This window comes from Streptomyces sp. NPDC043854 (assembly GCF_056436005.1).
On the sequence record NZ_JBWKDK010000027.1, the window covers coordinates 6,831 to 22,703 of the forward strand.

11 protein-coding genes are annotated in these 15,873 nt (G+C 73.6%); 9 read left to right on the forward strand and 2 right to left on the reverse strand.

The genetic code is table 11. The annotated features are described in order from the left end of the window. Window positions 1–144 precede the first annotated feature (144 nt). The gene (locus AC068A_RS23490) at window positions 145–2,229 is read right to left on the reverse strand and encodes a PhoX family protein (RefSeq protein ID WP_478587832.1); all 2,085 of its coding nucleotides are present in this window, start codon (window positions 2,227–2,229) and stop codon (window positions 145–147) included. A 518-nt stretch (window positions 2,230–2,747) separates the two neighbouring features. Here AC068A_RS23490 and AC068A_RS23495 point away from each other — a divergent pair. Beyond that, window positions 2,748–4,616, forward strand: coding sequence for a VWA domain-containing protein (locus AC068A_RS23495; protein WP_478587834.1), 1,869 nt, complete (start codon window positions 2,748–2,750; stop codon window positions 4,614–4,616). A gap of 91 nt (window positions 4,617–4,707) precedes the next feature. On the opposite strand, the gene aspS is transcribed toward AC068A_RS23495, so the two are convergent. Then, window positions 4,708–6,525, reverse strand: coding sequence for an aspartate--tRNA ligase (gene aspS, locus AC068A_RS23500; RefSeq protein WP_478587836.1), 1,818 nt, complete (start codon window positions 6,523–6,525; stop codon window positions 4,708–4,710). Window positions 6,526–6,661: 136 nt separating this feature from the next. Between aspS and AC068A_RS23505 the strand changes: the two genes are divergently transcribed. The 8 genes from AC068A_RS23505 to AC068A_RS23540 all read left to right on the forward strand — a co-directional run bounded on the left by AC068A_RS23505 (window position 6,662) and on the right by AC068A_RS23540 (window position 15,840). Next, window positions 6,662–8,860, forward strand: a complete 2,199-nt coding sequence (locus AC068A_RS23505) for a SpoIIE family protein phosphatase (RefSeq protein ID WP_478587838.1) — start codon at window positions 6,662–6,664, stop codon at window positions 8,858–8,860. Window positions 8,861–8,950: 90 nt separating this feature from the next. Beyond that, a complete protein-coding gene (locus tag AC068A_RS23510; RefSeq protein ID WP_478587839.1) occupies window positions 8,951–10,021 on the forward strand; it encodes an AI-2E family transporter in 1,071 nt (356 codons plus the stop codon). A gap of 321 nt (window positions 10,022–10,342) precedes the next feature. After that, window positions 10,343–10,648 carry a hypothetical protein gene (locus AC068A_RS23515; protein ID WP_478587841.1) on the forward strand — a complete coding sequence of 102 codons (306 nt, stop codon included), beginning with the start codon at window positions 10,343–10,345 and terminating at the stop codon, window positions 10,646–10,648. 103 nt (window positions 10,649–10,751) lie between these two features. Next, window positions 10,752–11,687: a hypothetical protein gene (locus AC068A_RS23520; RefSeq protein ID WP_478587843.1), complete on the forward strand. Its 936-nt coding sequence runs from the start codon at window positions 10,752–10,754 to the stop codon at window positions 11,685–11,687. After that, window positions 11,684–12,229 (forward strand): hypothetical protein, encoded by a 546-nt coding sequence (locus AC068A_RS23525; protein WP_478587845.1) that lies wholly within the window; start codon window positions 11,684–11,686, stop codon window positions 12,227–12,229. Before AC068A_RS23520 ends, AC068A_RS23525 begins: the two co-directional genes overlap by 4 nt. Window positions 12,230–12,248: 19 nt before the next feature. Continuing rightward, a complete protein-coding gene (locus AC068A_RS23530; protein WP_478587847.1) occupies window positions 12,249–13,766 on the forward strand; it encodes an efflux RND transporter periplasmic adaptor subunit in 1,518 nt (505 codons plus the stop codon). Beyond that, window positions 13,763–14,572, forward strand: coding sequence for an ABC transporter ATP-binding protein (locus tag AC068A_RS23535; RefSeq protein ID WP_478587849.1), 810 nt, complete (start codon window positions 13,763–13,765; stop codon window positions 14,570–14,572). The genes AC068A_RS23530 and AC068A_RS23535 overlap by 4 nt, the downstream gene beginning before the upstream one ends. Next, window positions 14,569–15,840 carry an ABC transporter permease gene (locus AC068A_RS23540; RefSeq protein WP_478587851.1) on the forward strand — a complete coding sequence of 424 codons (1,272 nt, stop codon included), beginning with the start codon at window positions 14,569–14,571 and terminating at the stop codon, window positions 15,838–15,840. The genes AC068A_RS23535 and AC068A_RS23540 overlap by 4 nt, the downstream gene beginning before the upstream one ends. Window positions 15,841–15,873: the final 33 nt, after the last annotated feature.

The following is a 15,873-nucleotide window of genomic DNA, read 5'->3' on the forward strand; positions in this document are numbered from 1 at the left end:
TTTTTCTTTTCGTCGTGGCCCCCCCCCCCCCCCCTCCCCTCCCTTCCCCCCCCCCCCCCCCCCCCCCCCCCCCCCCTCCCCTGTGGCCTACGGGTCAACTGCCCGCGGGGCGACGGCCCGCGGGCAGCGGACCGGACACCGGCGTCAGACGCCGATGTTCTTGCCGTCCTTGCGCCAGACCGACACCACGGACGGGCGGACGATCTTGCCGGGGCCGTCGGGCCACACCGACGCGGGCTTCTCGACGGATGCGCCGTCGACCTCGCCCGGGTGCTGCACGGCGACCAGGACGCGCTTGTCCTGGACCAGCGGCCCGCAGGTCTCGGCGCCGCGCGGCACGGTCAGGAACTGCTTGAGCTCACCCCGGCGGTCGCCGGCGGTGGCGACGCCGAACAGTCCGTCGTGGGAGCCGAGCTGGTTGCCGTCCGTGGAGATCCACAGGTTGCCGTGCGGGTCGAAGGCCACGTTGTCCGGGCAGGAGATCGGGCTGACCTTGTCCTTCGGGAAGCCCGCGAAGTAGGTGGCCGGGTCGTTCGGGTCACCGGCGACCAGGAACAGGCGCCAGGCGAAGGCGTCGCCGGCCGGGTCGTCGAAGCTCTCGGCGAGCTCCAGGATCTGGCCGTGCTTGTTGGCGTTGCGCGGGTTGGCCTCGTCGGCGGCGGGCTGGCCCGCCTTGCCCCGGTTGCTGTTGTTGGTCAGCGCGACGTAGACGCGGCCGGTGCGCGGCGAGGGCTCGACGTCCTCGGGGCGGTCCATCTTGGTGGCGCCCACCTTGTCGGCGGCCTGGCGCGTGAAGACGTACACCTCCTCGGCGGTGAAGCCCGGGACGTGCGAGACGTTGCCGGTGGCCAGCGGGATCCACACGCCGGTGCCGTCGAACTGGCCGTCCGACGGGTACTTGCCGCTGCCGTCGATCTGGTCGGCCGGGGAGTCGCCGGTCAGCTTGGCGACGTAGAGGGTGCCCTCGTCGAGCAGCGTGAGGTTGTGCTCCTTCGCGGCGCGGCTGGTGCCCTTCATCATCCGCTTGCTGGAGACGAACTTGTAGAAGTAGTCGAAGCGCTCGTCGTCGCCCATGTAGACGACCGGGCGGCCGTCCTCGGTGAGGCGGGGCTGCGCAGCCTCGTGCTTGAAGCGGCCCAGCGCGGTGCGCTTGCGCGGCACGGAGTTCGGGTCGTACGGGTCGAGCTCGACGACCCAGCCGAAGCGGTGGGACTCGTTGGGCTCCTGGGCGACGTCGAAGCGCTTGTCGAAGCGCTCCCACTTGCGCTCGGAGGCGGCACCGGTGACGCCGTAGCGCTTCAGGCGGGCGGCCTGGACGGGCTCGGTGACGGAGCCGCCGTTGGCGAAGTACTGGTTGAAGTTCTCCTCGCCGTGGAGGGTGGTGCCCCACGGGGTGGTGCCGCCGGCGCAGTTGTTGAGGGTGCCGAGCACCTTGGTGCCGGACGGGTCGGCGGAGGTCTTCAGCAGGGCGCTGCCGGCGGCCGGGCCGGTCATGCGGAACTCGCTGGTCGCGGTGAGGCGGCGGTTCAGCTGGTGGCGGTTGACCGCGGTCAGCTTGCCGCTGCGGTGGTCTTCCTGGACGACGACCACGGACAGGCCGTGCGCGGCCCAGGCGATCTCGACCTGCTCCTTGGTCGGGTTGGCCGGGTCGTAGCCCTTGAACATCAGGACTTCGTCCGTGTACTCGTGGTTGGCGACGAGGAGCTGCTGGCGCTCGTAGTCGCTGCCGAGCGGGAGCAGGCTGAGGAAGTCGTTGTTGTAGCCGAACTGGCCCGCCTGGGCGGCGGCGGACTGCTTGTCGGCGTTGAAGCCCGGGGCGCCCTTGACGATCGGGTCGCCCCACTTGATGACCACGTGCTGCTCGTAGCCCTCGGGGATGGTGACGCGGTCGTCGGTGTTCGGCGCGACCGGCTGGAAGCGCAGGCCGCGGGCGGCCTGGCCGGCGCCCTCGGCGGCTGCCTGGGCGTCGGCCGCGGGGACGGCGGTGGCCTGCGAGCCGCTGCCGCCGACGGCGACGGCCGTACCGGCGGCCGTGGCGACCGTGACGACGGCGGCGGAGCGCAGCATCGAGCGGCGGGACCAGGTGCGGGCGATGATGTCGCCGGCGTACTCGTTGTCGCTGGTGTTCGGCACTTCGTGGAAGCAGGCGTCACCACAGCGGTAGCGACAGGTGAGGGCGGAACGGCCGCCCCCATGCGGGTTGCCTATGAGCGGCAGAAGCTTGCGCACGAGTGTCCTCCGTAACTGCGCGGTTGCCGACGGGAATCGGCCGAATCCAGCGGTGACGCTAGGGGCGGGGTACGCCGAACCGGCGGCCGCGGGATGAACGTCCGGTGAACCGGGCACGTCGGGGCAGGAGTTCGGGAAGGGAGTTCGGGGAAGGTGGGGGTGCCGTTCGGTAGGGCCGCCGTGGTGTGGTAAGGCTCTGTGCGGGCCCCGCACGGCTGGCGGTCCGGAGGAGCCCTCGTACGTGGCGGGCGGATCGGCCGAGATCCGCAAGAAAAGGCCGAAAAGGGCCTGGCGCCACGAGGGGTGCCCCTCCCGACGTTCCAGCCGGGGGGTCGATAACCTTACGTGTCCACTCTGGGCAGGGATCAACCGCGCAGCACGGACAAAAGACGCACGCACTCATGCGAAAGGCCTGGCCCATGGGTATTCGGAGCTTGTTGCGCAAGGTATTCGGACGGTCCGCCGAGCCGGTTCCGGAGTCGACTGAGGCCACCACCCCTTCGACGTCATCAGCGGCTGTGCCGAGCCAGGCGGAACGGACGCCGCTCGACGCGGCGGCGGAGCTGGTCGCGGCGTCGTTCGACAACCCGACGGTCCCGCCGCAGTCCGCGCCGCGCGACCGCGAACCGGGCGTGCTCGTCACCGCTCCGGCCACGGACCCCACGGTCCCGGAGGCCCGTCGCCCCCTGCACCCGACCGAGGCAGCGGCCCCCGCCTCCGCCGCCACAGGCCCCGAAGCCGAGCCCGCTGAGGCTGCGGCCCCCGCCACCGAGCCCCAGGCCGCCCCCACCGAGGCGGAATCGGCCGCCGCCGAGCCGGAGGCAGCCGTCACCGAGGCGCAGCCGGAGGCAGAGCCGGAAGCCGCGCAGGCCGAGCCCATCAACCCCCAGGACGAGGCGAAGCCCGCCGCCGCCGAGGCGCAGGAAGCCGAGGCCGCCGAGGCGGAGCCCGCAGCCGAGCCCGTTGCCGCGCAGGACGACGTGGAGCCCGCCGCCGAAGCGCAGCCCGAAGCCGCGCAGGCTGAATCCGTCGCTGCTCAGGACGAGGTGGAGCCCGCCGCCGCCGAGACGCAGGAGCAGCCCGCCGAGGAGCCCGCACCGCAGGAAGCCGTGGCCGACGAGGCAGCGGCTCCCGCCGAGGCCGAACCGGCCGCCGCCCTGCCGGAGGCGGCCGAGGCGGAGCCCCAGGCCGAGCCCGACGCCGTACGGGCCGAGGCGGATCCCGCCGCCGAGGCGGAGCCGGTCGACGCCAAGCCGGCGGCCGCTCTCGCCGAGGCGGAGCCGGAAGTCGAACCTGTCGCCCCGCAGGATGAGGCCGTTGCCGCGCAGGACGACGTGGAGCCGACCGCTGCCGAGGCAGAGGCTGTCCTCGCCGAGGCGGAGCCGGAAGCCGCGCAGGCCGAGCCCATCACTGCCCAGGACGAGGTGGAGCCCGCCGCCGCCGAGACGCAGGAAGAGCCCGCCGAGGAGCCCGCACCGCAGGAAGCCGTGGCCGACGAGGCAGCGGCTCCCGCCGAGGCCGAACCGGTCGCGGCCCTGCCGGAGGCGGCCGAGGCGGAGCCCCAGGCCGAGTCGGCGGAGGTGGAGCGGGAAGCCGAGCCCGTCGCGGCCCAGGCCGACGCCGAAGCGGCCGCCGAGGCCCTCGCCGCGCAGGACGAGGCGGAGCCGGAGGCCGTTGCCGTGCAGGCCGAGGCGGATGACGCATCCGCAGAGGCCGAGGCCGTCGGAGGGCCGGCGCACGGTGCGGCCGTGGTGCGGAAGCGGGCGCCCGAGGTGGCCGCGTCCTACAAGGCGGCCGGCCAGGTGCTCCGCGCCAAGGGCAGGGCCGGGGCCCGGGCCAAGGTGTACCTGGTCCTCGACCGGTCCGGGTCCATGCGGCCGTTCTACAAGGACGGCAGCGCCCAGTACCTCGCCGACCACGCCCTCGCCCTCGCCGCGCACCTCGACGACGAGGCGACCGTGCACACCGTGTTCTTCTCCACGGAGGTGGACGGCACCGCCGACCTGACCCTCGACACCCACTACGCCTCCTGGGTCGAGGGCCGCCACGCCGAGCTCGGCCGCATGGGCCGCACCAGCTACCACGTCGCCGTGGAGCAGGTCCTGGAGCGCTACCGCAAGGACGGCGACTCGGGCCCGGCCCTCGTCGTCTTCCAGACCGACGGCGCCCCCGACAACCGGCAGCCCGCGAAGCAGGCCCTGGCGGACGCGGCCGCGTCGGCACCGCAGGTGCACTGGCAGTTCGTCGCCTTCGGCGACCACGACAACAAGGCCTTCGACTTCCTGCGCAAGCTGGACGCCGAGAACGCCGGGTTCTTCCACGCCGGCCCGACTCCCTGCGAGCTGACCTCGGCGGCCCTGCTCAAGGGGATCCTCGACCGCTTCTAGGACCGCTTCCAGCACAACGTCTCATACGCCGAAGGGCCCGGGATCCGCGAGGATCCCGGGCCCTTCCGCACGTCAGGCGGCCGCAGCGGCGTTACCGCGAGGCGTCGGGGTGGACGGCCTCCGCGATCGGCTTGGCGTCCACCGGCTTCGCCTCCACCGGCTTGCGCAGCGCGATGTTCAGCTCGCGCAGGCGGGACTCCTCCAGGATCGTGGGCGCGCCCATCATCAGGTCCTGCGCGTTGCCGTTCAGCGGGAACGCGATGGTCTCGCGGATGTTCGGCTCGTCGGCGAGCAGCATCACGATGCGGTCCACGCCCGGGGCGATGCCGCCGTGCGGCGGGGCGCCGAGGCGGAACGCGCGCAGCATGCCGGCGAACTCGCGCTCGACGGTCTCCGCCTCGTAACCGGCGATCTCGAAGGCCTTCAGCATGACCTCGGGCTCGTGGTTGCGGATCGCGCCGGAGGACAGCTCGATGCCGTTGCAGACGATGTCGTACTGCCACGCCAGGATGTCCAGCGGGTCCTTCTCCTCCAGGTCCTTCATGCCGCCCTGCGGCATGGAGAACGGGTTGTGGGAGAAGTCGATCCGGCCGGTCTCCTCGTCCTTCTCGTACATCGGGAAGTCGACGATCCAGCAGAAGCGGAAGACGTTCTCCTCGAAGTGGCCGGCGCGCTTGGCGGCCTCGACCCGGACCGGGCCCATGATCTTGGAGACCTCGTCGAACTCGCCGGCGCCGAAGAACACGGCGTGGCCGGCGACCAGGCCCAGGCGCTCGGTGAGGACCTTGACGTTCTCCTCGGTGAGGAACTTCGCGATCGGGCCGGTCAGCGTGCCGTCCTCGCCGACGCGCACCCAGGCGAGGCCCTTGGCGCCGAGCGAGACGGCGTAGTCGCCGAGGCCGTCGAAGAACTTGCGCGGCTGGGCGGCGGTGTCCGGGACCGGCAGGGCGCGGACGTGCTTGCCGGCGAACGCCTTGAACTCGGAGCCCTCGAAGACGTCGGTGATGTCGACGAGCTCCAGCTTGGCGCGCAGGTCGGGCTTGTCGTTGCCGTACTTCAGCATCGACTCGCGGAACGGGATCCGCGGGAACGGGGAGGTGACCTCGCGGCCGCCGCCGAACTCGGTGAAGAGCTCGGTCATCAGCTTCTCGATCGGCTGGAAGACGTCCTCCTGCTCGACGAAGGACATCTCGACGTCGAGCTGGTAGAACTCGCCCGGCGAGCGGTCGGCGCGGGCGTCCTCGTCGCGGAAGCAGGGCGCGATCTGGAAGTACCGGTCGAAGCCGGAGATCATCAGCAGCTGCTTGAACTGCTGCGGGGCCTGCGGCAGCGCGTAGAACTTGCCGGGGTTCAGGCGGGACGGGACGACGAAGTCGCGCGCGCCCTCGGGGGAGGTCGCGGTGAGGATCGGGGTCGCCATCTCGTTGAAGCCGAGGGCGGTCATCTTCTGGCGGATCGAGCCGATCACGGCGGAGCGCAGCATGATGTTGCGGTGCATGCGCTCGCGGCGCAGGTCGAGGAAGCGGTACTCCAGGCGCCGCTCCTCGTTCACACCGTCGTCGGTGTTGATGGTGAAGGGCAGCGGGGCGGCCGCGCCCAGCACCTCGACCTCGGCGGCCTCGATCTCGATCTCGCCGGTGGGCAGGTCGGGGTTGACGTTCTCGGCGCCGCGGGAGACGACCTTGCCGTCGACGCGGACGACGGTCTCCTTGGAGAGCTTGTCCAGGGCGTCCGCGGCGGGGGTGCCGGGACGGGCGACGAGCTGCGTGATGCCGTAGTGGTCGCGCAGATCGATGAAGAGGATGCCGCCCAGGTCTCGACGATTGTGCAGCCAGCCGCTCAGCCGGACGTCGGTGTTGACGTCAGAGGCGCGGAGCTCGCCGCAGGTGTGGGACCTGTACCGATGCATCAGTCATCCAGTTCTTCGCGATACCAGGGTGGATTCAACCCTCCCAAGGTTACCGTCCGGGACGCGGGCCGCGCTGGTGCGCCCGGCGGGCTCCGCGAACAGGCACGTCGGGGCGATGACCTGTAAAGATGACCGGGTGCGCACCGAGGATGTCCTGGCTGCCGTCGCGACGGGCCTGTGGCGATGGGACAACGCGTCCGGGAAGGTCAGCCTCGACGGCGAGGCCGCCCGGCTGCTCGGTCTGCCCGCCGAGCCGGCCGTGCTGCCGGAGGCGGCCGTACGGTCCCGGTTCCACCCGGTGGACTGGAACGAGGTCAACGGGATCGTCAACCTGGCGGTGGCCGAGGGCACGCTCGCCGAGGCCCGGCTGCGGATCATGGACGGGGACGGGCGGGTGCTGCGGACCGTCCGCAGCCGCTCGAAGCCGGTGCAGAGCCGGTCCGTCGACGGCCGCCTCGGCTACGAGCTGATCGGCACCATCCAGGAGATCGCCGAGCCCCAGCCCGGCACCACCGCCGCCCACACCACCGTCACCGGCGACTGGCGGCGCTCCCGCGAGGCGTTCCTGCTGGACGCGGGACGGGCGCTGGCCGAGGCCCGGTCGACGGCCGAGGTGCTGCGGGTCGCCGCCTCGCTGTCCATGCCCGGCTTCAACCCCGACGGGCTGGCCGTCTTCGGGGTGGCCGGGGACCGGCTGTCGGTCATCGGCCACCACGGGCACGGACCGGGGGACGAGGGCCCCTTCGCGGACATGCGGCTGGACACGGACTACCCGGCGGCGGAAGTCGCCCGCACCGGGCGGGCGATCTACCTGCCCACCCCCGAGGACTACAAGCGGCGGTTCCCGGCCACCTGGCCGCTCGCCCGGCGCTTCGGCCGGGCCTCCTGGGCCTTCCTGCCGCTGATCGTGGCCGGGCGCACCATGGGCGCCTGGCTCGCCGCGTTCAAACACCCGGTGTCGTTCTCGCCGGACGAGCGGTCCGTGCTGACCACCGTGGCCCGGATGCTGGCCCAGGCGCTCCAGCGGGCCGGGGTGGCCGAGTCCGAGCGGGAGCTCACCACCGGGCTCCAGCGGTCGATGATGCCGACGCTGGGCCCGGACATCCCCGGCATGCGGATCGCCGCACGGTACGTCCCGACCGGCGGCGGGCTCCAGGTCGGCGGCGACTGGTACGACGTGATCCCGTTGCCGTCGGGCCGGTTCGCGCTGGTCATCGGGGACGTACAGGGGCACGACGTACGGGCCGCCGGGCTGATGGGCCAGCTGCGGATCGCGGTGCGCGCGTACGCCTCCGAGGGCCACCGCCCGGACGCGGTGCTCTCCCGCGCCTCCCGGTTCCTGGCCGGGCTGGGCTCCGCGGCGCAGGGCACCGGCTCGTACGGCGGCCCGGACTCCGGCGCCGATCCCGATCCGGACGGCGACGCCGACGCGGGCTTCGACTTCCGGAGCCCGCGCTTCGCGACCTGCCTGTACGTGGAGTGCGATCCGGAGACCGGGGTGCTGGAGGCGGCCCGCGCGGGGCACCCCGAGCCGGCGATCCGGATGACCGACGGGACCGTGCTGATGCGGCCCGTCGCCGGGGGCCTGCCGCTGGGCATCATCCCCGACACCGACTACCCGACGACCCGGTTCACGCTGGAGCCGGGAGAGACGATGCTGCTGTGCACCGACGGGCTCATCGAGACCGGCGGGCACGACCTGGACACGGGCTGGGCGCGGCTGCGGGCGGCCCTGGAGTCCGAAACGCACGAGACGGAGAACCTGGAGAAGCTGGCCGACCTGCTGGTCCAGACGGTGCACGGGCCGTCCTCGCACCACACCACCGGCCCGCTCGCCGACCGGCGCGAGGACGACATAGCCCTCGTCCTGCTGTGCCGGGAGGGCCCGGGCTGCGGCTGCGGCGCCCCGCTGCGGCATCCGGCCCGCCCCACGCGCCGCACGATGCTGACGGTGGCGCAGGCGGAGCCGGCCCGGATCGCGGGCGCCCGCCGGCAGATCCGGGAACTGCTGCATGACTGGGCGGACCCCGAACAGGTGGACTCGGCGGTGCTGATGGTCTCCGAGATGGTGACGAACGTGCTCATGCACACCGACGGCGACGCGCTGCTGGTCGCGGAGGCGGTGGGCCGGCCGGGCACGCGCAGGCTGCGGATCGAGGTGGCGGACTCCAGCGACGAGCTGCCGCACATGCGGCATCCGGGCGAGATGGCGTCGAGCGGCCGCGGGGTGCTGCTGATGGAGATGCTGGCGGACGCGTGGGGCGTCGACCCGCGCGGCGAGGGCAAGTCGATCTGGTTCGAGCTGCACGAGCAGCCGAAGCCGGAGTCCGGCTGAGCAAGCGGCCGGGACGGGGGCCCGGCTGGGCGGGCGGCCGGGGCGGGAGGCCGGGGCGGGAGGGCGGCTGACGCGTGGTTGGATGACCGTGTGACCAGCTCCTCCCTGCTGCCCGAGCCCGTACGCCGTCTCGCCGCCTGGTGCGTGGTCATACTCCTCGTCACCGGTGTGGCCGCTGTCGGGATCTGGCTGTGCATCGTCTTCAAGGCCGCCGTCACCCCGGTCCTGCTCGCCCTCCTCGGCACGGCCCTGCTGGGGCCGCTGCACCGGCGGCTCGTCCGGATGAAGGTCAACCCCTCGCTCGCCGCCGCGCTCACCTGCCTGGCCGTGCTCGCGGTGGCCGGCGGGGCCACGTACATCGTCGTCTCGGCCCTCCTCAACACCGGCGACCAGATCATCAGCGCCCTGCGGCGGGCCGGCCAGGACCTCGCCGGGCACTTCGGCGCCGCCGGGACCTCCCTGGAGGACCTGGCCGCCAACGCCAAGGGGCTGCTGGCCAAGTTCGGCGGTACGGCCGCCTCCGGCGTCATCGCCGGGCTCAGCGTCGTCGCCGAGGTGATGGCCATGGCCGCCCTCGCCCTCCTGCTGATGTTCTTCTTCCTGCGCGACTCCCACCGCGCCGCCGCGGCCCTGCGCGGGCTCGGCCCCCGCGGCAGGGGCGACACCGTCGAGGCCATGGCCCGCCGCGCGTTCGACGCGGTCGAGGGCTTCATGCGCGGCACCACCTTCATCGCCCTGATCGACGCCGTCCTCATCACCGTGGGCCTGCTGGTGCTCCGGGTGCCCGGCGCCGTCGGGCTCGGCGCCCTGGTCTTCCTCGGCGCGTACATCCCGTACCTGGGCGCGTTCCTCTCCGGCGCGCTGGCCGTCCTCGTCGCCTTCGCCGACCGGGGCTGGGTCATCGGCCTGTGGGTCGTCGCCCTGGTGGTCGCCGTACAGCTGGTGGAGGGCCACTTCCTCCAGCCGGTGATCCAGAGCCGGACCGTCCAGATGCACCCGGCGGTGGTCATGCTGGCCATCACGGCCGGCGCCGCTGTCGCCGGGATCCTCGGGATGCTGCTCTCGGTGCCCCTGGCCGCGGCCGCGTTCGGCATGGTGTCGGAGCTGCGGGCGCGCCACGGGGGGAGCCGGGGCACCGAGCGGCGGGAGCAAGACGAGTAGCGGGTGTTTCCGGACAACCGCGAAGCGGTTCCCGATCATCCATTAACGGAGGACCCGAGGCGGCCGATTTCGGGCTGTACCTGTTTTCCAGCGCAAACCCCGAAAAGGATCTGAAGACTCCGTGGAAGCGGCCGGGCGTTCCGGCACGGTGCATTCAAGCCGCTCTCCCCCACACGGCCGAAACCCCCTGGTACGGGATTGCCGTTCGTGCCATCGTCTTTCACCGGACCGGGGGGACCAGCTCAGCGCTTGCCGCTGACGGCGGTACTGGCTCTTCCTCTCGGCTGCACCACGACGTGTCCGCTCAGAAGAGGAGACAGCGTGCGCAAGGCAGCAAGGTTCACCGCGGTGGCACTCTCCACCGCTGCGATCGCCCTGGGGTCCGCCACCGTCGCCCACGCCGGCGACTACACCGAGGACGGGGTCCGGATCCGCTCCAACTCCACCACCACCTCCAGCGTCCTGGGGCTCGGCTACCGCAGCCACACGATCACGCCCATCTGCTACAAGTCGGGCACCGTGATCAACGGCAACAAGTGGTGGGACAAGCACCGCAACAACAACACGAGCGTCACCGGCTACAGCTCGATGACCCTGCTCACCAAGTGGGCTGCGAACCCCTGCTGATCGGTGCTCGGATCCACCCGGGGCCGGGACCGCTGGAATCGGTCCCGGCCCCGGGTGTGCCGGGCAGTGTACGACCACCAGTCCCACCATCGAAAGGCTGATCGTGCACCACGCACGCCAACGGCTGCCCCTGCTCCTGGCCGCCGCCGTCGCGGTCGCGGCGCTCGGTGCCTGCAGCGGCCCGTCGACGGAGAAACCGGGCGGCGCGGCCGCGGGCACGGGCGAGCCTCCGGTGAAGGTCACCGCGCAGCCCGACCCTGCGAACGCGGCCCTCCCGCTGGACGCCTACGGTTTCGACAAGAGCCAGCAGAAGGTCCTCCAGCAGGCGCAGGACATCCTCACCGAGGCGTGCATGCGCCGCATCGGATTCGCCTCCTTCAAGAATTCGAGCACGTACGTCTCCCAGCCCGACACCCGGCGGACCACCAGCGGAATCGGTCTCGTGGACGCCGAATCCGCGAAGAAGTACGGCTACCGCTCAGGCGAACTGCCGAACCGCGACGCGGGGGCCCCGGCCAAACGCGACCCGAGTGAGACGGCCGCCCTGTTCGGCCCGCAGGACGGCGCCGCCGCCCACCCGGGCGCCCCGGAAGGCGGCTGCGCGGGCGAGGCCGGCCGCAAGCTCTACCCGAGGAGCGCCAAGGGCTCTTCGGCGGCCCCCGCCGGGAACGGCCTGGTCGACGAACTCGCCCAGCAGGCCGGGGACCGGGCGCGCGGCGACAGCCGGGTCACCGCGGCCATCGCGCAGTGGAGCTCCTGCATGCGCGACGCGGGATTCCAGGTGAAGACGCCCTGGGAGCTCCAGCAGATGGAGGGCACCCGGTGGACCGGGCCGGTCACCGGCGAGGAGATCACCGCCGCGACGACGGATGTGTCCTGCAAGCAGAAGACGAAGCTCGCCGACACCTGGACCGCCGTCCTGGCCGCCTACCAGAACACCCTGGTCGAGAAGCACAAGCAGGACCTGGACCAGGAGAAGAAGCACCTCGGCGAGCAGGTGAAGTTCGCCGAGAAGGTCCTCAAGGACGGCGCGGCATGAGGCTCCGCGGCCGGACGGCCCGCGCCAGGGCCGCCGTCACGACGGCCCTGGCATCGGCCCTGCTCGCCGGGTGCAGCACCGCCCCGGCGCCCTCCGCTCCCGCGGGCGGTACGACAGAGGCCGCGCCCGCGCTGCAGCCGCCGAGCCCCGAAGTGCGGCAGGCGTACGACGCCTACTGGGCGGCCTGGCTCGCCGCGAACCGCACGCCCGACCCGCAGGATCCCGCCATCGAACGGGTCGCCACGGGAGGCCAGTTGCAGGAGCTGCGCGACAACCTCGCCCACTCCAGATCCGCCGGGCAGGTGCTCCTCGGCGAGGTGGGCCACCGGATCGACGGGGTGGAGAGCCCCGGGCCGCGGTCGCTGGTCCTGCACGACTGCGTGGACCTGGACCGCTGGCTGATCCACGACGCCAGGACCGGCGAGCCCATCGACCAACTGCAGGACAAGCCCTCGCAGATGGGCGCCTTCACGCTGACCCGGGACAGCGAGGGCGACCCGTGGCGGGTGAGCTCCCTCCGGGTGATCGGCGAGAACTGCTGAGCGACGAAACGGGTTTCACGTGAAACATCAAGAGCCGCCGGAGCCGGTCGCGGCGGACGGGTCCGACGACGGGCCCGGCGACGGGCCGGACGATGCAAGGGCCTCCCTGGCCCGTCGGCGCCGCATCCTGACCTGGGTCGTCGCCGGCGCCGTCGCCCTGACCGGAGCCGGTATCGCCGTCGCCGCCACCATCCGCTCCCCCGCCCAGGTCGCCGCCGACGCCGCCCCGCCGCCCGCCTCCGTCCTCGCCGACCGGGTCGAACGGCGGGTACTCACCTCCTCCGTCGTCGTCCGCGGCACGGTCGCCGCCGAGCAGGTGCTGACCGTGTCCCCGGGCGCCGGGGCCGCCGCGGCCGCCGGCACGGGCGGCAAGCCCGTGGTCACGCGGGTCAACAAACAGCCCGGGTCGGCCGTACAGGCGGGCGAGGTACTGCTGGAGGTGTCGGGGCGGCCCGTGTTCGCCCTGGCCGGGGCCCTGCCCGTGTACCGGGACCTGAAGCCCGGCGCCACCGGCAAGGACGTGGGGCAGCTCCAGGAGGGCCTCAAGGCGCTCGGCCACCCCACCGGCAAGGACCCCGCGGGCACCTACGGCGCCGGCACCAAGGCGGCGGTCACCGCGCTCTACGCCGCGCTGGGCCACACCCCCCGGCCCGCCGATCCCGGCGACACCGAGAAACTCCAGGCGGCCGAGGACGCCGCCGACGCCGCGCAGCGGCAGGTCACCACCGCCAAGACCGCCCTCGCCAAGGCCAAGGCGGGCGGCGGCACCGACACCGCGGAGGCGCAGCAGCAGCTCGCCTTCGCCCAGGCCGACCTGGCCAAGGCCAACAGCCGCCTGGAGGCGGCCCGGGCGGCCTCCGGGCCGATGGTCCCGGCGGACGAGCTCGTCTTCGTCAAGGGCTTCCCGGCCCGCGTGGACGCGGTCAAGGCAGCGGTGGGAGAGCCCGTCCCGGACGGGCTGCTGACCCTGTCGGCGGGCGCCCCCGTGATCCGCTCCTCCCTCCCGGCCCACCAAAAAGACCTGGTCAAGACGGGGATGAAGGTGGAGGTGCTGTCGGAGGCCACCGGGCTGACCGCCACCGGGACCGTCGCCTCGGTGGCCACCGCCCCGACCCCGGCGGCCGGCGGGTCCGGGGGGTCCGGGCCCGGGGCGGGCGCCCCGGACGGCAGCGGCTCCGGCGGGAGCGGGAGCGCCCCGGGCGGGGCCGGGGCCGCGGACGCCGGCGGGTACGCCCTGACGGTCACCCCGGACCAGACGCTCGACGCCCGGCTCGCGGGTCAGGGCGTACGGCTCACGGTGACCGCCGCCTCCTCGGGTGAGCCGGTCCTCGTCGTGCCCCTGTCCGCGGTGTCGGCGGGCGCCGACGGGCGGACCACCGTCACGGTGCTCGGCAAGGACCCGGCCGCGGCGGGCGAGCGGCGGCGCGTCGAGGTCCGGGCGGGGATGTCCGCCGACGGGATGGTCCAGGTCGAGCCGGTCGGCGGTGGCGCGCTCGCCGACGGGGACCGGGTCCTCGTCGCCCAGGCGAAGCCATGACCGCGCCCGAGCACGCCGCCGACTCCTCCGCCGCGGACCCCGCCGCCGACTCCTCCGCCGGGGGCCCTTCCGCCGGGGGCCCTTCCGCCGCGGGCCCCTCCGCCACCGGCCCTTCCGCCGCGGGCCCTGCGCCGGTCGTCCGGTTCGAGGGCGTCGGGCTCACCTATCCCGGCCCGCCGCCCGTCCAGGCGCTGCGGCCCTGCGACCTGACGGTGGAGCGCGGCGAGTACGTCACCGTCGTCGGCCCCTCGGGCTCCGGGAAGTCGACCTTCCTGAACGTCGCGGGACTCATCGACGCCCCCTCCGCCGGCCGCTACCTGCTCGACGGCATCGACACCGGCGCCCTGCCCGACCGCGACCGCACCGCCCTGCGCGGGCAGCGCATCGGGTTCGTCTTCCAGTCCTTCCACCTGCTGCCGCACCGCAGCGCCCTGGAGAACGTCCTCCTCGCGATGGTCTACAACGGCGTCCCGCGCGGGCAGCGCGCCGGCCGGGCCCGTACGGCGCTGGAGCGCGTCGGCCTCGGCCACCGCAGCGGCCACCTGCCGACCCGGATGTCCGGCGGCGAACGCCAGCGCGTGGCCATCGCCCGCGCCCTGGTCTCCGAGCCCTCGCTGCTGCTGTGCGACGAGCCGACCGGGAACCTGGACACGGCGACCGCCGGCGCCGTACTGGCCCTGCTGGACGAGCTGCACGCCGACGGGCTGACCCTGCTGGTCATCACGCACGACCCGCACGTCGCACAGCGGGGCCGGCGGACCGTGTCCATCCGCGACGGGGTCCTGAGCGAGGTGGTCCCGGGATGAGGCGGTGGCGCTGCGGGAGACGCGGCGGGGACGGCGCCGCCCCGGCCATCCCCCCGTCCCGGCTGTCGGCGCGCGACCTGCTGTCCGAGGCGCTCGCCGGGATGCTCCAGCGGCCCGCCCGCTCGGCGCTCACGGGCCTCGGCACGGTGCTCGGCGTCGGCACGTTCGTGGCGATCCTCGGCCTGACGGCCACCGCGTCCTCGCAGATCGACAGCCGCTTCAACGCCCTGACGGCCACCGAGGTCGGCGTCCAGGACACCGCGGGCGGCGGCGACCCGCAGCTCGCCCGGCAGGTCCCGAACGCCTTCCCGCGGGACGCCGACACCCGGGCGGGCGCGCTCAACGGGGTCACCGCCGCCGGGGTGTTCTGGCCGGTGCCGCTCGGCGAGACGACCGTGCGGTCCGCCCCGGTCGCCGGGGCCACGGGGGAGCGGATCCCGGTCGTCGCCGCCTCCCCCGGCATGCTGCGCGCGGCCGGTCTCACGCTCGGCGACGGCCGCGCCTACGACGCCTTCCACGACGGGCGGGCCGAGCAGGTCGCGGTGGTGGGCTCGGCGATGGCGGCCCGGCTGGGCATCACCACGCTGGAGAGCCGCCCGGCGGTGTTCATCGGCGACCACCCGTTCACCGTGATCGGGATCGCGGGCGGGGCCGAGCGCAGGCCCGACCTGCTGCTGTCGGTGATGGTGCCCCGGGGCACCGCGGAACGGCTGTGGGGGCCGCCCGACAACGCCCAGCGGGCCCGGATGCTGGTGGTGACCGAGCTGGGGGCGGCCCGGCAGGTGGCCGCCGAGCTGCCGCTGGCGCTGCGCCCGGACCATCCCGACTGGCTGACCCCGGCGCCGCCGCCGGATCCGCGGACGCTGCGGGCCGGGGTGACCTCCGACCTGGACCAGCTGTTCCTGCTGCTGGCCGCGATCTGCCTGGTCATCGGGGCGGTGGGGATCGCGAACACCACCCTCGTCGCCGTGCTTGAGCGGACCGGGGAGATCGGGCTGCGCCGGGCCCTGGGGGCGCGGGGGCGGCACATCACCGCCCAGTTCCTGGCCGAGTCGGCCGCGCAGGGCACGGTCGGCGGCCTGGTGGGCACCACGCTCGGCACCCTGACCGTGGTCGGGGTGTCCGCCCTGCGCGACTGGACCCCGGTGATGTCGCCGCTGACGGTTGCCGTGGCGCCGCTGATCGGGCTCGTCACCGGGGTCCTCGCCGGGCTGTACCCGGCCTGGCGGGCCTCCCGCACCCAGCCCGCCGAGGCCCTGCGCCGCTAGCGACTCCCCGCCGGTGCGGGCGGGGAGCGCTGC